This is a genomic window from Bordetella sp. (assembly GCF_057362025.1).
Genome location: NZ_JBMQQZ010000003.1, coordinates 191,042 through 210,594 on the forward strand (window position 1 = coordinate 191,042; position 19,553 = coordinate 210,594).

Here is a 19,553-nt window from a genome sequence, read left to right on the forward strand (position 1 = left end):
TTCGCAAACATGGCCCGTCACCTTCGCCGACAATCGACCGCCTGGCTTGGCCTGTTCGCCATGTGCCTGATCGCGTTCGCGCCGACGGCAAGCCATTTCGTCCGCGCCGCACGGACCTTCGTCCTGCCCGTCTGCACGATCGACGGCCAGGGCGAACACACGGTCAGCCTGTTTGCGGTCGACGCGCGCTCCGGCGGTGTCGCCGCGATGGCGATGAATGGCATGAAAGACATGCCGGGCATGCAACACGGCGCGGCGACGGGCGACAGCGGCGGCCATGCCGATCATCGCTCGGGGCCCATAGACGATTGCGGTTATTGCGATCTGTTCAACCATGCGCCCGCGATATCCATGGTGCCGCCCGCGCCGCTCACGCCGCTTTTGCTGCTGTTCGGTACGCTCGTATTGCCGGCCCTGACGCGCTATACGCCGTTCGGCGCCTTCCCCTCGGGCCGCCCGCGCGCCCCGCCCGCCATTTCCTGATCCCCGTCTCGCGATCCGATTGCCGCCGCCTCTTTCGGCGTCCGCGTTCGTCTTCCCATTTCGATATCAGGAACTCCGATGTCCTATCCTGCCTTGCGGCGCGCGCTGTCCTGCGCGCGCCTGGCGGCGGGGCTGGCCGGTGGCGGCATCCTGCCGCTGCTGCTGCCCGTGCGCGCCTGCGCCGCCGATGCCACGCCCGCCTTGTCCCCCGCCGTCGGCGTGGCCCCCGATACGCGGCCCGCCTTTCCCCCGCAAGCCCCGACCGGCAATGCGGCCGCCACCATGCCTGCCGGACCGGTGCCCGGCCATCCGGCGCCATCCCTGCTTCCGACCGTCAGCGTGACCGCCGACGCCGGCGATGCGCCCGCCTTCGATCCCGACCTGCCGGCTTCGGTGGAGTCCGTCTCTCGCGAGCAGTTCGGGAACTGGAACGTCGTCAATAGCGAGGACACGCTGAAGTACCTGCCCAATCTGGCGGTGCGCAAACGCTTCATCGGCGACCAGAACGCCCTGATCGCCGTGCGCGGCACCAGCAATAGCCAGAGCGCGCGCGGCCTGGTCTATGCCGATGGCCTGCTGTTGAGCAATCTGCTGGGCAACAGCTTTAGCTTCGCCCCGCGCTGGTCCATGGTCGCGCCGGACGAGATCGACCGCGTCGACGTCATCTACGGCCCTTATTCGGCGCTGTACCCGGGCAATTCGCTGGGCGCCACCGTGCTGATGACCACGCGCATGCCGGAATCGTTCGAAGCCCATGCGGACGTGAAGGGGTATACGCAGCACTTCGATCTGTTCGGCGTCGATCGCGATTTCTCGGGCGGCCAGACCTCGGCCTCCTTCGGCGACCGGGTCGGGAAGTTGTCCTATCGCCTGGACGCGGGCCATCTGGAGAACACCAGCCAGCCGCTGCAGTTCGCCACGCTGCCGCGTTCGACCACGCCGGCCCGCGCCGGCGATACGCCCGTGACCGGCGCCCGGTTCTACGACAACCAGACCGGCGCGCCCACCGTCGTCTTGGGCGTGAACGGCGAGGGCATCGAGCGCACCGTGGAAGACCAGTTCAAGCTCAAGCTGCGATACGACTTCACGCCCACGCTGCAGGGGGGCGCGACGGTGGGCTATTGGCGCGATCGCTACCGCAGCGATACCTCGACCTTCCTGCGCGATCCGGCTGGGAACAAGGTCTACCAGGGCACGGTCGACATCGGCGGATACGAGTACGCGATCCCCGCATCCGCGCTGGCGCCCAGCCGCGGCGACAGCGAGAACTGGCTCTATGGCCTGTCCTTGAAAACACGCAATCCAAGCGGCTGGAACGGGGAAGCGATCGCCTCGTATTACGACGTTGCGCGCAATGTCGCCCGCAACGCCGGCCAGGGCGGCCCGGGGGATGGGCCGGGCACCGTCACCTACGGCGATGGCACGGGATGGAAGACGCTGGACTTGCGGTCGACGTATACCCGGCCGGCATCGGCGGCGGGCCTGTCGGCCCACGACCTGGCGTTCGGCTACCACGTGGACAGCTATTTTTCCGATAGCAGGACCTTCGCGACGGACGATTGGTCGGATGGGAGCGCCGGTGCCTTCGCCAACGCCTTCAAGGGCAACACGCAGACGCAGGCCTGGTATGCCCAGGATGCTTGGCGTTTCCTGCCGCGCTGGAAATTCGTCTACGGATTGCGCTATGAGGACTGGCGCGCCTATGGCGGTTCGCAGGCGGTGGGCAGCGTGCGTGCGCCGTATCCGAATGCCGATCAGCGCCATGCATCGCCCAAGGCATCCTTGTCCTTCGATGCGACGGACGACCTGACGCTGCGGGCTTCCATCGGCCGCGCCTACCGCTTTCCGACCGTGGGGGAATTGTTCCAGGGCAAGATCAACGGCTCGACGCTGATCAACAACAACCCGGACCTGCAGCCCGAAAACGACTTGTCCAAGGAGCTGACCGCGCAATGGACGGGCGACAGCGGCGTGTTGCGCGTGTCGCTGTTCCAGGACGATGTGAAAAACACCATCTTCAGCCAGACCGACACCACGACGATTCCCAATGTGACCAGTTTCCAGAACATCGACAAAGTGCGCTCGCGTGGCGTCGAAACCGCTTACCAGGGGCAGGACGTCGGTGTCCGCGGGCTGGATCTCATCGCCAATCTCGCCTATACGCAGTCGAAGATACTGGCCAATTCGCAGAACCCGGCGTCCGTGGGCAAATACTTCTATCGCATTCCGCTGTGGCGCGCGAACCTCGCCGCGACCTATCGCTTTGGCGACAAGGCCGCGCTGACCGGCGCGGTGCGCTATTCGGGACGCCAGTACAACACGCTGACCAACACGGACAGCAATCCGGATGTGTTCGGCGGCACCAGCACGTATACCGTCGTGGATGCCAAGTTCACCTACCGGTTGAATCGCTATAGCGAGGTCAGCGTGGGCGTGGACAACCTGTTCGACCAAAGGTATTTCGTCTATCACCCGTATCCCGGGCGCACCTTGTACGTGGAGATCCGCCTGCACCTGTAGCGGCGGCCGCGCGCCGCGCGCATGGCGGTCCCGCTTCGTCCGCGCCGTGCGCGGCGGCGCGCTGCCGGCTAGGGTATCCACCAATCCGTATTGCATTGACAGCGGCACGTGGCAGTCCGGATAATTTGTCGCAGGCTCGGGACAATATTGTCACGAGCCGACGCAGCAGGATTGCTGCGCAAACACAGGCTATGAAAGCCCTCGCATCGCGCTTCCAGCGTGGTCGAGGGCTTTTTTATTTCCGGGCCGCCGCAAGACTATGCCTCCTTGCGGCAGCGAGCCGGCTTGCCGGCGCGGCGCGGAGGCATCTTTCGTTTCTGGAGTTTCCATGTCGTCTTTGGCTTCCGCCGGCGAGCGCGTATTCCCGGACACCATCGTGGCCGCCGTGCAGATGGATTGCCGCATCGGGCAGAAGGACGCGAACGTGGCGCGCTCGCTGGCGTTGATCGAGCAGGCCGCGGCGCAAGGCGCGGTCATTGTGGTGCTGCCCGAGCTGTGCAACACGGGCTATGTTTTCGACAGCCGCCCCGAGGCCTTCGCCCTCGCGGAAAGCGTGCCGGACGGCCCCACCGCCCAGGCCTGGATCGCGGCGGCGGCGCGCCTGGGCATCCATATCGTGGCGGGCATCACGGAGCGCGCGGGCGATCGCCTATACAACGCCGCGGCCGTCATCGGCCCGCGCGGCTACCTGGGCACCTATCGCAAGCTGCATCTGTGGGGCGAGGAGAACCTGTTCTTCGAGCCCGGCGACCTGGGCTTGCCCGTCTTCGATACGGAGCATGGCCGGCTGGGTGTGGCGATCTGCTATGACGGGTGGTTTCCGGAGGTATATCGCCTGCTGGCCCTGCAGGGCGTCGATATCGTCTGCATGCCGACCAACTGGGTGCCCATGCCGGGACAGGATCCGCGCCACCCCACCATGGCCAATACCCTGGCAATGGCCGCGGCCCACAGCAACGGCCTGAGCATCGTTTGCGCCGATCGCGTGGGTGTGGAGCGCGGCCAGCCGTTCCTGGGCCAGAGCCTGGTGGTCGGCGCCCAGGGCTGGCCGCTGGCCGGCCCGGGCACCCCCGACCAGGAGGAAATCCTTTGCGCGGCGGTCAACCTGAAGCGCTCGCGCGCCGCCCGCCATCTGAATCCCTACAACGTCGTGCTGCGCGACCGGCGCGACGATCTTTATCGACTCGTACCCGGGCCCGGGCAGACGCGTCCCGGCTAGCGCGGTCCGCGCGCATATCCGGTCCGTTTCGCGTGATACAGCGCGATGCGGCGCGGTTCGCCGCCGCGTGGCGGTCCGACCTTGTTTTCTACACAGGACAGAAGATGAAAACCACAGCTACTTTCCTTGCCCCCGCCGTCCTGGCCTGCGCCAGCCTGCTGGCCGTGGCCCAGGCCGCCGAACCGATCCGGATCGGCGTCGCCGTCGGCTTGTCCGGCGCCAACAGCGTGGTCGCGCCGGCGGCCGTGCAATCCTCGCAATTGGCCGTCGACGAAATCAATGCGTCCGGCGGCATCCTGGGCCGCCAGGTGCAACTGGAGATCGCCGATGACGGCTCCGGCGCGGTCGGCGCGCAGAAGGCTTTCGATACGCTGGTCTTCCAGAAAAAGGTCGACGCCGTGATCGGTATGGAAACCAGCGCGGCGCGCAGCGCCGGCCTGCCGGTGGTGGCGCGCGGCAAGACGCCGTATATCTACACCTCGTTCTACGAAGGCCGCTCGTGCAGCAAGTGGCTGTACGTCAACGGGTGGGTGCCGGAACAGCAGGTAGCTCCGGTGGTGGACTACTTCACCGCGCATGAGAAAGCCAAGACCTTCTTCCTTGTCGGCAGCGATTACTCGTTCGGCCGCGGCATGCTGGCCTTCACGCGCAAGTACATCGAACAGAAGGGCGGCAAGGTGGTCGGCGAGGAATACCTGCCCATGGACGGCAGCGACTGGACGGCGGTGATTTCCAAGATCCGCGCCGCCAAGCCCGACGCGCTGATCAGTTCCACCGCGGGCGGCGCGCCCAATGTATCGCTGGCCAAGCAGCTGAAGGCGGCCGGCATCGCCATCCCGTACGGCAACCTGGCGATCGACGAAGGCACGGCCAGGACGATGGGCGACGTGGCCTCGGGGATGTACCTGTCGGCGTCCTACCTGACCAGCATCGACAACGCCCAGAACAAGCGCTTCCTGGATGCCATGCACAAGAAGTTCGGCGCCGAGCTGAAAACGCCCAATGAACTGTCCGAACCCCAGTACGAAGCCTTTTTCCTGTACAAGGCCGCGGTGGAAAAAGCCGGGACGACGGATTCCGACAAGGTCATCCCGGCGCTGGCGCAGGTGTCGTACGACGGCCCGCGCGGGCCGGTCAGCATGAACAAGAGCCGTCACGCCGCCCTGAACATGCACCTGGGCCAGATCCAGGCGGATGGATCGGTGAAGATCCTGCAAACCTTCACGGCGGTCGATCCGGGCCCGCAATGTCCCAACATCAAGTAATGCGTCCGGCAACCCGGAGGCGGATGGCGCAAGGCGCACTGGACCACTGATATGGACCTACTACTCGATGTGCTGACAACGACAGCGATGCTGTTCGTGGTGACGGCCGGGCTGATGGTGATTTTCGGCGTCATGAAGATCGTCAATTTCGCCCATGGCGCCCTGATTACCCTGGGCGGCTACGTCAGCTACGTCGTCACGCGGCTGGGCCTGGATCCGTGGCTGGCCTGGCCGCTGGCCGTGCTATGCGGCATCGTGGCGGGGATGGCGGTGGAATGGCTGGTCGTGCGCCCGCTGTACCGGCGTCCGCTGGATGCGATCCTGGCGACCTGGGGGCTGGGGATCGTCATCGGGCAATTGATCGTGCTGGCCTTCGGGCGCGAAGTGCAGTTCGCCGATGCGCCGCTGTCCGGCATCTGGACCGTGGCCGGTACCGGTTATTCGGCGTATCGCATCGTCCTGATTCCGGCGGCGCTGGCGCTGTGGGCGTTGCTGGCCGGCCTGCTGAACGGCACGCGCTTCGGCGTGCGCACCCGCGCCGTGATCATGAACGAACCGCTGGCCAGCGGACTGGGCATCAATGCCGCGCGCATCCGCTTCGTCACCTTCAGCCTGGGCGCGGGCCTGGGCACCCTGGGCGGCGCGCTGGTTACCCCGCTATCCAGCGTCGATCCCAATATGGGCGTCGGCTGGCTGATCAGCGCCTTCATGCTGGTGATGGTGGCGGGGCATTCGATCACGAGCCTGTTGCTGACCTGCCTGGTATTCGGCGCTTGCCAGGTATTGGTCAGTATCTATGTGAACCCGGTCCTGGGCGGCCTGACCATCGCGGTGCTGGCGGCGCTGACCTTGCGCGTGCGGCCGAAGGGATTTGCCCATGAGTGATGCAATGAGCGATCGTACCGGCGCGCCCGGCACCCGGGCGGCGCGGTCGCCGGCGTCCGGCAGGGGCCTGGGCGCGCTGGCCGTCGCGGGACTGGTGCTGGTGGCCGCCGGGCCTTTCCTGTTCGACACCTATTTGCTGAACGTCCTGATCAAGGCGTACTTCTTCGCCATCGCCGCCCTGACCGTCGACCTGTTGTGGGGCTACACGGGGTATCTGACCTTCGGCCAGTCGGCCTTCTTCGGCATGGGTGCGTATGCCGCGGGACTGGCCTTTACGCACTACGGCTTTTCGCCGGGCGTGGTCGCGCTGGCGCTGCTGGCCGCGGTCGCCGCGACGGCGGTGATGGCGGCCGTCGTGGGCTGGCTGTCCTTTTATCGCGGGGCGTCGCCGTTCTTCGCCACGGTGATATCGCTCGTACTGCCCATCGTCCTGACCCAGTTGGTGCTGACCGGCGGGGAATGGACGGGCTCCAGCTCCGGCCTGACCGGCTACGACAGTTTCGATCTCTCGCTGGCGGGCTGGTACTGGGTCGCCGGAGCCGCCCTGGCGGTCGCCGCGGCGGCGGGGTGGCTGCTGGTACGCAGCGATGGCGGCCGCGTCCTGACGGCGATCCGCGACAACGAGACCCGCTGCGAATACCTGGGCCTGCGCGTATCGCGCGTGCGCATCCTGCTGCTGGTGGGGATGGCGGTCGTGGCCGGGCTGGCCGGATTCGGCTACGGCGCCTTCAGCGGCGTGGTAGCGCCGGAGCTGACCGGCTTCGTGCTGGGCACGGAACTGATTGTCTGGGTTGCGCTGGGCGGAAGGGGAACCTTGTGGGGGCCGCTGGTGGGCGCGGTGCTGATCAACGTGGCCAGTGCCTACCTGAGCGGCAGCATGCCCTTCGCGTGGCAGTTGATACTGGGCGTGGCATTCGTCGCGGTGATCCTGTTGCTGCCCCGCGGCCTGGTGCCGCTGTTGCTGCGCCCGTTCGGCCTGGGCCGGCTGGCACCGCGCATCCCCGTGCTGCAGGCGCGCGATGTCGGGCAGCCTGACCGGGCCGGCCCGCCGGCGCTGGATATGCGCGATGTCAGCCGGCACTTCGGGTCCCTGCAGGTGCTGCGCGGCATTACGCTGACCGCGCGGGCCGGGGAGCTGGTGGGGCTGATTGGCCCCAACGGCGCGGGCAAGACCACCCTGATGCGCGCGCTGAGCGATGGCGCCGAGCGTAGCGGCGGCACGATCTCCCTGTGCGGACACGACATCGGCCGGCAACCGCCGCAGGATTGCGTGCGCGACGGTCTGGGACGCAAGTTCCAGAACGCGAATATCTTCGACACCTTGACCGTTGCGGACAGCCTGCGCATCGCGGGGTCGCTGCATGACAAGCCGTCGCTGTGGCGGCGGTCGGATACGCTGCGGCTGCCCTCCTATGCGCTGGAGGTCCTGCGCGCGACGGAGCTCGATCGCAAGCTGGGCTCGGTCGCGCGCGACCTGTCGCATGGCGAGCAGCAGGCGCTCGAACTGGCCATGGTGCTGGCCCTGGCGCCGCGCATCGTGCTGCTGGATGAACCGACGGCGGGCTTGAGCCGGCATGAACGCGCCCGTATCGGTGAAATCCTGGCTTCGCTGGCCCATCGCCACGGCCTGTGCTGCCTGCTGGTGGAACACGACCTGGATTTCGTCGAGCAGGTCGCCACCCGCATCGTCGTCCTGCACCAGGGCGCCATCGTCATGGACGGCAGCTTTGCCGACGTCGTCGGCTCGGAGCTGGTCAAGACGATCTACGCCGGCACGGGGCAGGGGGACGCGATGAGCGACAGGGGAGGACACCAATGAGTTTATTGAAACTCGATGGGGTGACCAGCGGTTACGGCGCCTCGGTCGTGCTGCGCGGCCTGTCGATGGAAATCGGCTCCGGCCAGGCGGTGGCCCTGCTGGGCAAGAACGGCATGGGCAAAAGCACCTTGCTGAAGACCGTTATGGGCTATCTGCCCAAGCAGTCCGGCACCGTGGCGCTGAACGGCGAGGACATCACCCGGCTGGCGCCGCACCGCGTGGCGCGCAAGGGCGTGGCCTATGCCGCCCAGGAACAGGCCATCTTTACCGAACTGAGCGTGCGCGACAATCTGCGGCTGGGCCTGGCGCGGGAAGCGGACTTCCCCGAGCGGTTCGCCGCCATCGAGCCCCTCTTCCCGGTGTTCAAGGACAGGCTCCGGCAGCCCGCCGGCACGCTGTCGGGGGGCGAGCAGAAGATGCTGCTGGTGGCGCGCGCGCTGATGCTGCGTCCATCCGTTATCCTTCTGGACGAAATCACCGAGGGCCTGCAGCCTTCGGTGATCGACCGCCTGGCGCAAGCCCTGTTGTGGGAGCGCCAGGAGAATGGCACGACGATGCTGCTGATCGAACAGAATGTCGCCTTCGCGCTGCGCGTGGCCGACCGCTACCTGGTCCTGAAGCAGGGCGAGATCGTCGAAGAGGGCGACGCCCGCGATGAGGCGGCGGCCGAAACGATATTTGCCCATCTGCGTGTCTAGGGCCCCAGGCCAGGCAATAAGGCCTGGCCCAGGGTCCCGGCGCGCGGTGGGCCAGGATGGAACTATGACTGCAACCAGGGGATCGTCGGCGGACTGGCGGATCGGCATACTGTTTTCGCGGACAGGCGTGACGCGAGTCACCGGCTCGGAACATTTCCTGGGCACCGCGCTGGCGGTCGAGGAAATCAACGAGGCGGGCGGCGTGCTGGACCGGCAACTCGCCCCGGTGTGCTATGACCCGGCCAGCAACCCGGCGGAATACCGGCGCCTGGCCACGCAACTGATGGCCGACGATGACGTCAACGTGATCTTCGGCTGCTCCACCTCATCCAGCCGCAAGGCCGTCCTGCCAGTGGTGGAGCGCAATAATGGACTGTTGTGGTATTGCTCGTTCTATGAAGGTTTCGAGTATTCGCCCAACGTGGTCTACACAGGGGCGGTGCTCAACCAGAACGCCATGCAGCTGGCGGCCTACCTGCTGCAGCACAACGGTTCGCGGTTCTTCCTGGTCGGTTCCGACTATATCTATCCGCGCGAATCCAATCGCGTGATGCGGGACATGGTCGAACAGCACGGCGGCGAAGTACTGGACGAAGTCTACCTGCCGCTGACGGCCGGCCCCGCGGAAGTGGCGGAGGTCATCCGGGACATCCAGGCGGCCCAGCCGGAGGTGGTGTTTTCCACCGTCGTGGGCGATTCGGCCCGCATGCTTTATCGTCAATACGCCGAAAGCGGCCAGGATCCGCGCCGCGTTCCCATCGCCAGCCTGTCCATGGCGGAAGAGGAAATACGCCTGATCGGGCCTCGACTCTGCGCCGGGCACATTACCGCCGCGACATATTTCAATTCCCTGGACAACGAAAGCAATCGGCGCTTCACCACCCTGTGGCGCGCGCGCTATGGCGACCGGCCCACCAGTACGTGGTCCGAATCCGCATACAACCAGGTCCACCTGTTCGCCCGCGCGCTGGAGCGCACCGGCAGCCTGGACCCGACCAAACTGGTGCGCACGGCCCATTCGGTGCGTTACGATTCGCCGGAAGGGCCGCTGGCCATCGATGCGGAAAACAATCACTGCCTGCTGACGCCGCGTATCGGCGTTTGCCGCGAGGACGGGCAGTTCGACGTCGTCTGGCAAGGGGCAGGTCCGGTCAGGCCGGATCCCTATCTGTCCACCTTCGGGCTGGCCGAGTTCTGGCTGAAGTAACGCGATGAGCAGCATACGCCGCCTCTACGAAGATCTGCGCAGCATCAGCGTCGCGGTCGTGCATCCGCCCGGCGAGGATCGCGAACTGCTGATCGAGCAGCTCAAGCGCATCGGCTGCCGCCTGCAGGTGTTCTGGCCGTATTGCCAGGAGCCGCCGCGCGGAGCCGATGTGGTGTTCTTCCACCTGTCGCAGGAGATTCCCAGCGGCGGCATGTGGTGCGCCAGCGCGACGGAGGCGACATTGATCGCCTTGTCTGACTATGAAAGCCCCACCACGCTGAAACTGCTGCTGGACAGCAGCGCCCATGGCGTGCTGACCAAGCCCTTCCGGTCTTCCGGCGTATTGAGCACGCTGGTGCTGGCGCGTTCGGCGCAGGGCTTCCAGCAGCGCCAGCAGGCCAAGATCCAGAAGCTGGAAGCCACCATCAAATCGCGGCGCCAGATCGACAAGGCCATCAAAGTGCTGGTGGACCACCAGGGCATGGACGAGATCAAGGCCTACGAGCACATGCGGGCCCGCGCGACCAGCCTGCGCGTGACGGTGGCCGAGGTGGCCTCGATGGTGATCGATGCCCAGGAAGTCATGGAAAAGCTGGGCCTGGGTCGGTCCTAGCGGTCCAGCGGTCCAGCGGTCTAGCGTCCCATACGGCCCGCCAGCATGGCGCGCAGGTCCGCCTCGAACGCCGCCCGCACCGCCGCGGATGCATGGGCGCCGACCTGCACACGGGTGGCGCCCTGGCGTAGCCACAAGGTGTCGTCGGGGGCCTTGATCACGCGCAGTCCCTGCGCCGGCAGCAGATAGGTTTCATGCCGCAAACCCTGGTCTACCTCTATCCGGACCTCGCGCGCGTCCGTCAGCGTGACGGTCTCGCCGTCTATGGCGTGGCGGGCATAGGCCAATGCCGCGGTGCCGACGACGGCGAGCTCCAGGCCGCAGAAAACCGGCACCAGCCAGATGCCGCGTATCCAGCAGGCCAGCGCCACCAGCGTCGACATCCCCATGAGCAGGCCGATGCCCGCCGTGTACTGCACCGGCCGCAGCGCGCAGTTGCGCTTGAGCCGCCAGACGCGGGACTCGCGCGGCGGGCGCCATGGAATCGCCCAGCCACCGGCTGCCGGCGGGGCTGCCGACGCCAGGTCGTGAGTGTTCAGGCTAAGGCGTCTCATGCGGGTTTCCGTCCAGGCGCGAAAGGGCGCAGGCAAGCGGTATGCCCGTCTACTTTACTTCCGGCGGCGTTTCGAAGGTATGGAAGGGCGCCGGGGAGGGCACCGTCCACTCCAGTCCCGCCGCGCCTTCCCAGGGGCTGGCGGGTGCCCTGGCCCCTTTGCCGGCGAAGCAGCGCAGCACCGCATACAGAAAGATCAGCTGCGACAGCCCGAACCAGTACGCGCCGATGGTGGCGATCTGGTGAAAGGTCGTGAACTGCGCGGCGTAGTCGACATAGCGGCGCGGCATGCCGGCCAGGCCCAGGAAGTGCATGGGGAAGAAAGTCAGGTTGAACGAGATCATCGAGGACCAGAAGTGCAGCTTGCCCAGCTTCTCGCTGTACATGTAGCCGGTCCACTTCGGGATCCAGTAATAGGTGCCGGCGAACAGCCCGAACAGCGAGCCGGCCACCAGGACGTAGTGGAAATGCGCCACCACGTAATAGGTGTCGTGCACCTGGATGTCGATGGGGGCGATCGACAGGATCAGGCCGGTGAAGCCGCCTATGGTGAAGACGAAAATGAAGCCGATGGCGAACAGCATGGGGGTTTCGAAGCTGAGCTGTCCCCGCCACATCGTCGCCACCCAGTTGAAGACCTTCACCCCGGTGGGGATGGAAATCAGCATGGTCGCGTACATAAAGTACAGCTGTCCGGTCACCGGCATGCCGGTGGCGAACATATGGTGCGCCCACACGATGAAGGACAGCACCGCGATCGCCGCTACGGCGTAGACCATGGATGCGTAGCCGAACAGCTGCTTGCGGGAGAACGTCGGGATGACGGCCGAGATAATCCCGAACGCCGGCAGGATCATGATGTAGACCTCCGGATGCCCGAAGAACCAGAACAGGTGCTGGTACAGGACCGGATCGCCGCCGGCGGCGGCGTTGAAGAAATCGGTGCCGAAGTGGCGGTCCGTCAGGACCATGGTGACGGTTGCCGCCAGCACCGGCATCACCCCCAGCAGCAGGAAGGCGGTGATCAGCCAGGTCCAGCAGAACAGCGGCATCTTCATCAGCGTCATGCCGGGCGCGCGCATGTTCAGAATCGTGACGATGATGTTGATCGCGCCCATGATGGATGAGGCGCCCATGATGTGCAGCGCGAAGATCGCCATATCCATGCCCGGGCCCATCTGGACCGATAGCGGGGCATACAGCGTCCACCCGGCTGCCGTCGCGCCGCCGGGCACGAAGAAGGACGCGGTCAGCAGCACCGCGGCCATCGGCAGGATCCAGAAACTCAGGTTGTTCATCCGCGCGAACGCCATGTCGGCGGCGCCGATCTGCATCGGGATCATCCAGTTCGCGAAACCCACGAAGGCCGGCATGATCGCGCCGAACACCATCACCAGGCCGTGCATGGTGGTGAACTGGTTGAACAATTCAGGCTGGAAGAATTGGATGCCGGGCTCGAAGAGCTCGGTGCGCAGCAGCAGGGCGAGGACCCCGCCTTCCAGCAGCATGACGAACGAGAAAATCAGGTACATCGTGCCGATGTCCTTGTGGTTCGTCGCCATCAGCCAGCGTCGCCAGCCGTGCGGCACGCCGTGCGCGTGTTCGTCGTGGCCGTGCCCGGCATGCCCGGGCGCGTGTACCACCCCTTGTCCGCCTGTATAGCTGCTCATTGCTGTCTCCTGCGAGAGACCCCCACGACCGGCTTTGCTGCTGTGCCACGCGCGGATCTTGTCGGTGTCCGCCATCGAATGCGCAGCCTGGTCATGATGTGCGCTTTCCGGCGCCGTGCGAACCAAGAAATACTTAGTTCCCGGTCATGCGCGCCGGGCGGCAAGCGGGTACAGCACGGGTCGACCGGGGCGGACCGATGGAGAACGCCGGCGAGCGTCAGGCGCGCGTCATGTCACGGACAGGACCGGATCGCCGTTCTGGCTGACGCTGCACACGCCCAGCAGCACGTACCGGGCATGGCGCTCCGCATCTTCTCGGGTAGCGAAGTTCCGCGTCGCGGCCGCGCGCCAGGACAGGGGCGGAGGCATGCCTTGTTCGTCCGCTCGTGTCGTGGCGATGACGACGGCATAGCCGTCTTCCCCTTGCCGGGTTATCTTGCAAATGACACGATGGCCGTCGATGACGATCTCGCGCGATGCATCCATGCCGTCCCCCTTGTCGATACATGGCGTGCATTCGAAGTTACCCCGTTTCAGGGCCAACGTTGCAACCAATGGTGAGCGCGCGGTGCCAGCCTTCATTCATACGGACCCATCCACTTGCCCTGCCGTGCCCGCCAGGGCAAGAAACGGCAGGGAATTTGCTGTTATCCATCCATGCAGACGGAGAGGCCCATGAGCGAAGCCGGCGGGAAGGGACGCGTTTCAACGGATCGTGTTGCCCGTGCATTGCTGGAAAGCGCTACCGACTTCGCGATCTTTACGGTGGATCTATTCCTGCGCATTACCAGCTGGAACAGCGGCGCATGCAAGGTGTTCGGTTGGGCAGAGGACGAGGCGCTGGGCGCGGACTCCGCGATGATCTTCACGCCGGAGTCGCGTCGGCGCGGCGACCACCGCCTGGAAGCGGAGACGGCGCGCACGCAGGGCCGCGCCGAGGACGAGCGCTGGCACATGCGCAAGGACGGCTCGCGGCTGTGGGCATCCGGGCTGATGCAGCCCTTCCTGGACGATCGCACCGGCGAGCATATCGGCTACCTGAAGATCGTCCGGGACCGGACGGAGCTGCATCTGGCGGAGAGCAGGGCGAAGGCGGTCGACGCCCGGTTCCGAGCCCTGGTTGAAAGCTCGCCGCAGATGACGTTCTTCACCGACGTGCGCGGGCGCGTCATCTATACCAGCCCCTACTGGTCCCGCTATACGGGCCGCGAGCAGGGCGGCGAGCCGCGCGGGCACTGGACGGAATCCATCCACCCCGACGACCGCAAGCCGGTGCAGCGGGCCTGGCACGACGCCATGATGAGGGGCGTGGGCTGCGAGATGGAGATACGCTTCCTGCGCGCCGCCGACAACACGTGGCGCTGGTTCATGGCCCGTGCCGCCCCCATCGATGAGGACGGCCGCGTGGGCGGCTGGCTCATTATCGCCTTCGACATCGACCTGGTCGTCGCCGCCCGCAACGATTTGCGCCGCAGCCAAAGGCTGCTGCTGAACGAAGTAGCGCGGGGCAAGGCGGAACGCGACCGCACCTGGCAGTTGGCCAATGACCTGATGGTGGTGACGGACTTCGACGGCTATGTGCTGGATGCCAATCCGGCGTGGACGGTCCAGTTGGGCTGGAAGCACGAGGAACTGCTGGGCAACAATATTCTGGCGCTGGTGCGTTCCGATTACGCCTTGCTGGCGCAGAGCCAGCTCAAACGTCTGCAGCGCGGGCATGCGACATCGCGCTTCGTGTGCGAATGCCGGCATCGGGACGGCAGCTTCCGTACGCTGTCGTGGACGGCCGTGCCGGGCGATGGCCTGGTCCACGCGGTGGCCCAGGACGTCACGGCCGAGAGCGAGGCCATGGCGGAGCTGGAACTGGCGCATGAAGCGCTGCGGCAGTCGCAGAAGATGGAAGCGGTCGGCCAGCTGACCGGCGGTATCGCGCACGATTTCAATAACCTGTTGACCGGCATCATCGGCGCATTGCAGCTCATGCAGAAGCGGGCAGATCGCGGCATGGTGGTGGATATCGCGCGCTACGCCGACATGGCGATGGAATCGGCAAAGCGCGCCGCGGCGCTGACGCACCGCCTCCTGGCGTTCTCGCGCCGCCAGCCCCTGGCGCCCAAGCCCACGCCGCCGAATGCGCTGATCCGGGCGCTGACCGAGCTCTTCGAGCGCACGCTGGGCGAAAGGATCGCCCTGGAAGTCGATCTGCAGGATGATTTGTGGAACGTCCTGTGCGACCCGCATCAGCTCGAAAACGCCATACTTAATCTGGTGATCAATGCGCGCGACGCCATGCCCGACGGCGGTACGCTGACCATCACCGCGCGCAATGTGGATCTCGACAATGTCGTCGTGAACAGCGCGGTTATCCTGACCGCCGGCGAGTACGTCTGCATCTGCGTCGCCGATACCGGCGTCGGCATGCCCACCGACGTGGCCGCCAAGGCGTTCGAACCCTTTTTCAGTACCAAGCCGCAGGGCGAAGGTACGGGCCTGGGCTTGTCCATGGTGTACGGTTTCGTCCGCCAGTCGGGCGGCTACACCGACCTGGACAGCCGGCCAGGCAAGGGCACATCGATCCGCCTGTACCTGCCGCGGTACACGGGCCACCCGGCGCCGGAGCAGGATGCGGCCGACGGGCCGGAGCCGGCGGCCGACCTGCGGGCTACGCAACAACCGCTGGTGCTGGTCGTGGAAGACGACCCCCGGGTGCGCGACCTATTGGTGGAAGTGCTGCTGGACCTGCAATGCCGGGTGGTGGAGGCGGCCGACGGCCTGTCGGGACTGCGCATCCTGAACGACACGCCCAGTATCCAGCTGGTGATCAGCGACATCGGGCTGCCCGGCATGGACGGGCGCCGCATGGTCGAGCAGGCGCGCGCCGTCCATCCGGGCCTCAAGGTCATCCTGGTCACGGGCTATGCGCAAAGCCTGGCGCTGACCGAAGGCCTGCGCGAACCTGGCATGGAGCTGGTCACCAAGCCTTTCGGCATCGACGAGATCACCCGGCGCATTACCGCCATCCTGGCTTCCTGATAAAGATTTTCTTTACTCGAATCGCATAAATATTCGCTTTTGCTTTTTAGAGGCGCCATTCGACAATACGGCCACCACGAGAGGCATGCCTCTCCATCGCGAATGGATACGCCATGGATATGTTGGAAGTCAGGGTATGGCGCAGTGCCGGCGCGGGCGAGTTCGTTACCTACCGCGTGCCGCGCCACACCAGTCAGACCGTGCTGGATGTCGTCACCTACATCCAGCGCGAGCTGCAGCCCGACCTGGGCTACCGCTATGCCTGCCGCGTGGGCATGTGCGGTTCCTGTGCGATGACGGTCAATGGCAAGGCCCGCTGGACCTGTCGCACCCATGTTTCCAAGGTGGCCACGGATGGCCGGCTGGAAGTCGCGCCGCTGTCCAACCTGCCGGTCATCAAGGACCTGGTCACCGACATGAGCAGCTTCTTCGATAAATGGGCCCAGGCCAAGGGCAGTTTTGCCGGCACGCTGTCGCGGCATGACGATTTTGCGCGCGTGCCGCCGGCCTCGCCACGCCGGCAGGCAGTGGACGCCGGCATCGAGTGCATAGGCTGCGGTGTCTGCTACGCGTCCTGCGACGTGGTGACCTGGCGGCCCGATTACCTGGGGCCCGCGGCATTGAACCGCGCATGGACGTTGATGAACGATGAGCGCGATACGCAGGGCGCGGAGCGCCTGCGTGCCGTGGCGGGCGACGCCGGCTGCCATTCGTGCCATACGCAAGGCAGCTGCACGGAGCGCTGTCCCAAGGCGATCTCGCCCACGGCAGGCATCGCCGGCCTGAAGCGGATGGCGGCCAAGGCCGCCATAAAAGGGGAACTGTGATGGCAGCGATGGGTGTGCGCACGCAGGCGCGGCTTTGGTATTACCAGCGCGTCAGCGCGATGGTGCTGGCGCTGTTCGTCGCCGTCCATATCGGCATCATCGTCTATGCCGTGCGCGGCGGCCTGACGGGCGCCGAGATACTGGCGCGCACGCATGGCAGCGCCGGCTTCGCCCTTTTCTACGGCGTTTTCGTATTGGCCTGCGCGGTGCACGTGCCCATCGGCCTGCTGCGCATCGCGGAGGAATGGCTGCGCTGGCGCGGACCGTCGGCAGTGGCGGCCGTGCTGGCCTTCGCGCTCCTGCTTGCCGTCATGGGCTTGCGCGCGGTATACGGGGTGGTCGCATGATGCGTCGCAACGATGCGCGCGCCCGCAATCACCCGGCGTACTGGGCGTTTCTGGTGCACCGGTTGTCGGGCCTGGCGCTGGCACTCTTCCTGCCCGTGCATTTCTGGGCCCTGGGCCAGGCCATAGCGGGGGAGCAGGCGCTGGATGGCTTCCTGCGCTTCGCCGACCGGCCGCTGTTCAAGTTCGCGGAATGGGGACTGGTGGTGTTGCTGTCGCTGCACCTGATGGGCGGCCTGCGGCTGCTCGTCATCGAATTCGCGCCCTGGACCCATTTGCGCAAGGATTGGCTGGCCGTGGGGCTGGGGGTCGGCGCCTGTACGGGACTGGCGTTTCTACTGGCGTTGTTGCGGTAATCGCGCATTGACGCAACAGGGGCAAGGTGCGACGCTGACGCGCCGCTCCTTTTCGCGGTACGAGCTTCGCCGCAGATGCGAAGCCGGAAATTCAACGGAGACAACCATCATGCACGAGTATCTGTACGAGCTGTCCAGGGGCCCCCGGCATTGGCTGCACACCTGTATCCTGGCTTTCGCGACGACCGCCCTGGCGATGTCCGGCGTGGTCCATGCCGAATCCGCCTGGCCTGACAAACCCGTCCGCATCGTCGTCCCCTTTACCGCCGGCGGCACGACGGACGTGGTGGCGCGGGTGGTCGGGGCCGAGCTGGGCCAGATGTGGCACCAATCGGTCGTCATCGACAACCGTCCCGGCGCGGGCGGGGCGATCGGCGCCACGCTGACGGCGAAGTCGCCGCCCGACGGCTATACCTTACTGATGGCGTCGGGCAGCATGTTTACGGTGAATCCGTACCTGTACCGCAATCTGCCGTATACCCTGAAGGACTTCGACTACATTACCAACGTGGCCAGCGGCCCGATGCTGGTCCTCGTGAACAACTCGGTTCCGGCCCACAGCCTGAAGGAGTTGATCGCGCTGGCCAAATCCCAGCCGAAGAAACTGAACTTCGGTTCGGCCGGCAATGGCAGCCAGGTCCATATGGCCGGCGAATACCTGGCCGACGCCGCCGGCATCCAGATCACGCATGTTCCCTATAAAGGCGAAGCGCTGGCCTATAACGACCTGATCGCCGGCCAGGTGCAGCTCGTGGTCGGCAATATTGCTGCGGCCTCGGTGTTTGCCAAGAGCGGCAAGGCGCGCGCGCTGGCCGTCACGGGGCCGAAGCGCTCGCCCATGATGCCCGACGTGCCCACCGCCAAGGAAGCGGGCCTGCCGAACTACGAGACGACGGGATGGTTTGCCCTGGTGACCGCCGCGGGCACGCCCAAGGCCGTCATCGACAAAATCCAGCGCGATACCGCCAAGGTATTGCAGATGCCCGCCGTGCGCGAAAAGCTGGCCGGCCAGGGCATGACGCCGGTGGGCAATACGCCGGATCAACTGTTCAAGAGTATCCAGGACGAATCCGGGAAGTGGAAGGCGATCGTCGAACGCCGGAATCTTTCCATCGATTGAACGCTGCGATCGCGCGCCGCGACGGCCCTTGCCGGCGCGGCGGCGCGTCGCGATGGAGACGTTGCATGAAGCCAGACCTCGCGGCGGTGGAAGAGGCCGCCAAAGATCTTTACATCCGCGCGCTGAAGATCCTGCCGCCCGACATCAAGGCGGGGATAGACAACCTGGCGGAAATGGAAAGCTCGCCGGTGGCGCGCGGGGTGCTGCAAACCATGCGCACCAACATCCGCGTGGCCGAGGATCATGAAAACCTGCTTTGCCAGGACACCGGCATTCCCATCTACAACGTGGCGATCGGCCGCAACGTGCAGGTGGACGGGCATGCGCTGAAGCAGGCCATCCGCAAGGGGTGCGAACGCGCGACGCGCGAACATCCCCTGCGTTCATCCGTCGTCCACCCGTTGACACGGAAGAACAACCATACATCCTGCGGTTTCGATGTCCCGGTCATCCACATCGACTTCGACGACACGCCGGACCGCCTTTCCATCGAGATGATTCCCAAGGGCAGCGGGTCGGAGAACAATTCCTTCCTGAAGATGGCCGTGCCGGCCGAAGGCGTGGACGCGATCAAGGCCTTCGTCGTGGATTGCGTCATCGCCGCGGGCGGCAAAACCTGTCCCCCCACCATCGTCGGCGTCGGCGTGGGCGGAACCTCCGACCTGTGCGTGGCGCTTGCCAAGCGCGCCGCCACCCGGCCGCTGGGCACGCAGTGCCAGGATTCCGGCGGCGCCGAACTGGAGCGCGCGCTGTCGGCCGCCGTCAACCAGCTGGGCGTGGGGCCGCAGGGGCTGGGCGGCGACGGCACGGCCTTCGCCGTGCACATCGAACTGGCGCACACCCACATCACGATGAACCCGGTCGCGGTGAACATGCAATGCCATTCGGCGCGGCGCGCCCGCGCGGTCTTCACGCCGCAAGGCATCGATTACGGATTCTGA

At 65.9% G+C, this 19,553-nt stretch carries 18 protein-coding genes; 15 read left to right on the forward strand and 3 right to left on the reverse strand.

Annotated features, from left to right (window positions below; all coding sequences use genetic code 11):
- The first annotated feature begins 9 nt into the window (after nucleotides 1-9).
- The 9 genes from ACO1P8_RS02090 (at nucleotide 10) to ACO1P8_RS02130 (ending at nucleotide 10,709) form a co-directional block, all read left to right on the forward strand.
- Nucleotides 10-483 (forward strand): DUF2946 domain-containing protein, encoded by a 474-nt coding sequence (locus ACO1P8_RS02090; RefSeq protein WP_486294271.1) that lies wholly within the window; start codon nucleotides 10-12, stop codon nucleotides 481-483.
- A gap of 78 nt (nucleotides 484-561) precedes the next feature.
- On the forward strand, nucleotides 562-3,003 hold the full coding sequence (locus tag ACO1P8_RS02095; RefSeq protein WP_486294272.1) for a TonB-dependent receptor: 2,442 nt from the start codon (nucleotides 562-564) through the stop codon (nucleotides 3,001-3,003).
- Between the two features lie 328 nt (nucleotides 3,004-3,331).
- On the forward strand, nucleotides 3,332-4,222 hold the full coding sequence (locus ACO1P8_RS02100; protein ID WP_486294273.1) for a nitrilase family protein: 891 nt from the start codon (nucleotides 3,332-3,334) through the stop codon (nucleotides 4,220-4,222).
- A gap of 104 nt (nucleotides 4,223-4,326) precedes the next feature.
- Nucleotides 4,327-5,487 (forward strand): substrate-binding protein, encoded by a 1,161-nt coding sequence (locus ACO1P8_RS02105; RefSeq protein ID WP_486294274.1) that lies wholly within the window; start codon nucleotides 4,327-4,329, stop codon nucleotides 5,485-5,487.
- 51 nt (nucleotides 5,488-5,538) lie between these two features.
- The gene (locus ACO1P8_RS02110) at nucleotides 5,539-6,372 is read left to right on the forward strand and encodes a branched-chain amino acid ABC transporter permease (protein ID WP_486294275.1); all 834 of its coding nucleotides are present in this window, start codon (nucleotides 5,539-5,541) and stop codon (nucleotides 6,370-6,372) included.
- Between the two features lie 4 nt (nucleotides 6,373-6,376).
- On the forward strand, nucleotides 6,377-8,191 hold the full coding sequence (locus ACO1P8_RS02115; RefSeq protein ID WP_486294276.1) for a branched-chain amino acid ABC transporter ATP-binding protein/permease: 1,815 nt from the start codon (nucleotides 6,377-6,379) through the stop codon (nucleotides 8,189-8,191).
- Nucleotides 8,188-8,889, forward strand: a complete 702-nt coding sequence (locus ACO1P8_RS02120) for a branched-chain amino acid ABC transporter ATP-binding protein (RefSeq protein WP_486294277.1) — start codon at nucleotides 8,188-8,190, stop codon at nucleotides 8,887-8,889. Before ACO1P8_RS02115 ends, ACO1P8_RS02120 begins: the two co-directional genes overlap by 4 nt.
- Nucleotides 8,890-8,953: 64 nt before the next feature.
- Entirely contained in the window at nucleotides 8,954-10,096 is a 1,143-nt protein-coding gene (locus ACO1P8_RS02125) for a transporter substrate-binding domain-containing protein (RefSeq protein ID WP_486294278.1), read from the forward strand.
- 4 nt (nucleotides 10,097-10,100) lie between these two features.
- Nucleotides 10,101-10,709 carry an ANTAR domain-containing response regulator gene (locus ACO1P8_RS02130; RefSeq protein WP_486294279.1) on the forward strand — a complete coding sequence of 203 codons (609 nt, stop codon included), beginning with the start codon at nucleotides 10,101-10,103 and terminating at the stop codon, nucleotides 10,707-10,709.
- Nucleotides 10,710-10,729: 20 nt separating this feature from the next.
- On the opposite strand, the gene ACO1P8_RS02135 is transcribed toward ACO1P8_RS02130, so the two are convergent.
- The 3 genes from ACO1P8_RS02135 to ACO1P8_RS02145 form a co-directional block, all read right to left on the reverse strand.
- Entirely contained in the window at nucleotides 10,730-11,263 is a 534-nt protein-coding gene (locus ACO1P8_RS02135; protein WP_486294280.1) for a DUF2244 domain-containing protein, read from the reverse strand.
- Between the two features lie 49 nt (nucleotides 11,264-11,312).
- Nucleotides 11,313-12,932, reverse strand: coding sequence for a cytochrome c oxidase subunit I (ctaD, locus tag ACO1P8_RS02140; protein ID WP_094840987.1), 1,620 nt, complete (start codon nucleotides 12,930-12,932; stop codon nucleotides 11,313-11,315).
- A gap of 228 nt (nucleotides 12,933-13,160) precedes the next feature.
- Nucleotides 13,161-13,418 carry a hypothetical protein gene (locus ACO1P8_RS02145; protein ID WP_486294281.1) on the reverse strand — a complete coding sequence of 86 codons (258 nt, stop codon included), beginning with the start codon at nucleotides 13,416-13,418 and terminating at the stop codon, nucleotides 13,161-13,163.
- A 189-nt stretch (nucleotides 13,419-13,607) separates the two neighbouring features.
- Here ACO1P8_RS02145 and ACO1P8_RS02150 point away from each other — a divergent pair, with 189 nt between their 5' ends.
- The 6 genes from ACO1P8_RS02150 to ACO1P8_RS02175 all read left to right on the forward strand — a co-directional run bounded on the left by ACO1P8_RS02150 (nucleotide 13,608) and on the right by ACO1P8_RS02175 (nucleotide 19,553).
- Nucleotides 13,608-15,965 (forward strand): PAS domain S-box protein, encoded by a 2,358-nt coding sequence (locus tag ACO1P8_RS02150; RefSeq protein WP_486294282.1) that lies wholly within the window; start codon nucleotides 13,608-13,610, stop codon nucleotides 15,963-15,965.
- Nucleotides 15,966-16,078: 113 nt separating this feature from the next.
- The gene (locus ACO1P8_RS02155) at nucleotides 16,079-16,792 is read left to right on the forward strand and encodes a succinate dehydrogenase/fumarate reductase iron-sulfur subunit (protein ID WP_486294283.1); all 714 of its coding nucleotides are present in this window, start codon (nucleotides 16,079-16,081) and stop codon (nucleotides 16,790-16,792) included.
- Nucleotides 16,792-17,139 (forward strand): succinate dehydrogenase, encoded by a 348-nt coding sequence (locus tag ACO1P8_RS02160; RefSeq protein WP_486294284.1) that lies wholly within the window; start codon nucleotides 16,792-16,794, stop codon nucleotides 17,137-17,139. Before ACO1P8_RS02155 ends, ACO1P8_RS02160 begins: the two co-directional genes overlap by 1 nt.
- Complete coding sequence (sdhC, locus tag ACO1P8_RS02165; protein WP_486294345.1) at nucleotides 17,139-17,492, forward strand: succinate dehydrogenase, cytochrome b556 subunit; 354 nt, start codon at nucleotides 17,139-17,141, stop codon at nucleotides 17,490-17,492. The genes ACO1P8_RS02160 and sdhC overlap by 1 nt, the downstream gene beginning before the upstream one ends.
- Before the next feature lie 109 nt (nucleotides 17,493-17,601).
- Nucleotides 17,602-18,612 carry a Bug family tripartite tricarboxylate transporter substrate binding protein gene (locus ACO1P8_RS02170; protein ID WP_486294285.1) on the forward strand — a complete coding sequence of 337 codons (1,011 nt, stop codon included), beginning with the start codon at nucleotides 17,602-17,604 and terminating at the stop codon, nucleotides 18,610-18,612.
- A gap of 65 nt (nucleotides 18,613-18,677) precedes the next feature.
- Entirely contained in the window at nucleotides 18,678-19,553 is an 876-nt protein-coding gene (locus ACO1P8_RS02175) for a fumarate hydratase (protein WP_486294286.1), read from the forward strand.

Excerpts from the sequence above, each read along its gene's own strand:
- ACO1P8_RS02160 (WP_486294284.1), top strand. The coding sequence starts at position 16,792 with ATGGCAGCGATGGGTGTGCGCACGCAGGCGCGGCTTTGGTATTACCAG.
- ACO1P8_RS02090 (WP_486294271.1), top strand. The coding sequence starts at position 10 with ATGGCCCGTCACCTTCGCCGACAATCGACCGCCTGGCTTGGCCTGTTC.
- ACO1P8_RS02170 (WP_486294285.1), top strand. The coding sequence starts at position 17,602 with ATGCACGAGTATCTGTACGAGCTGTCCAGGGGCCCCCGGCATTGGCTG.
- ACO1P8_RS02120 (WP_486294277.1), top strand. The coding sequence starts at position 8,188 with ATGAGTTTATTGAAACTCGATGGGGTGACCAGCGGTTACGGCGCCTCG.
- ctaD (WP_094840987.1), bottom strand. The coding sequence starts at position 12,932 with ATGAGCAGCTATACAGGCGGACAAGGGGTGGTACACGCGCCCGGGCAT.
- ACO1P8_RS02115 (WP_486294276.1), top strand. The coding sequence starts at position 6,377 with ATGAGCGATCGTACCGGCGCGCCCGGCACCCGGGCGGCGCGGTCGCCG.
- ACO1P8_RS02155 (WP_486294283.1), top strand. The coding sequence starts at position 16,079 with ATGGATATGTTGGAAGTCAGGGTATGGCGCAGTGCCGGCGCGGGCGAG.
- ACO1P8_RS02095 (WP_486294272.1), top strand. The coding sequence starts at position 562 with ATGTCCTATCCTGCCTTGCGGCGCGCGCTGTCCTGCGCGCGCCTGGCG.
- ACO1P8_RS02130 (WP_486294279.1), top strand. The coding sequence starts at position 10,101 with ATGAGCAGCATACGCCGCCTCTACGAAGATCTGCGCAGCATCAGCGTC.
- ACO1P8_RS02150 (WP_486294282.1), top strand. The coding sequence starts at position 13,608 with ATGAGCGAAGCCGGCGGGAAGGGACGCGTTTCAACGGATCGTGTTGCC.
- ACO1P8_RS02105 (WP_486294274.1), top strand. The coding sequence starts at position 4,327 with ATGAAAACCACAGCTACTTTCCTTGCCCCCGCCGTCCTGGCCTGCGCC.
- ACO1P8_RS02135 (WP_486294280.1), bottom strand. The coding sequence starts at position 11,263 with ATGAGACGCCTTAGCCTGAACACTCACGACCTGGCGTCGGCAGCCCCG.
- ACO1P8_RS02125 (WP_486294278.1), top strand. The coding sequence starts at position 8,954 with ATGACTGCAACCAGGGGATCGTCGGCGGACTGGCGGATCGGCATACTG.
- ACO1P8_RS02175 (WP_486294286.1), top strand. The coding sequence starts at position 18,678 with ATGAAGCCAGACCTCGCGGCGGTGGAAGAGGCCGCCAAAGATCTTTAC.
- ACO1P8_RS02100 (WP_486294273.1), top strand. The coding sequence starts at position 3,332 with ATGTCGTCTTTGGCTTCCGCCGGCGAGCGCGTATTCCCGGACACCATC.
- sdhC (WP_486294345.1), top strand. The coding sequence starts at position 17,139 with ATGCGTCGCAACGATGCGCGCGCCCGCAATCACCCGGCGTACTGGGCG.
- ACO1P8_RS02110 (WP_486294275.1), top strand. The coding sequence starts at position 5,539 with ATGGACCTACTACTCGATGTGCTGACAACGACAGCGATGCTGTTCGTG.
- ACO1P8_RS02145 (WP_486294281.1), bottom strand. The coding sequence starts at position 13,418 with ATGGATGCATCGCGCGAGATCGTCATCGACGGCCATCGTGTCATTTGC.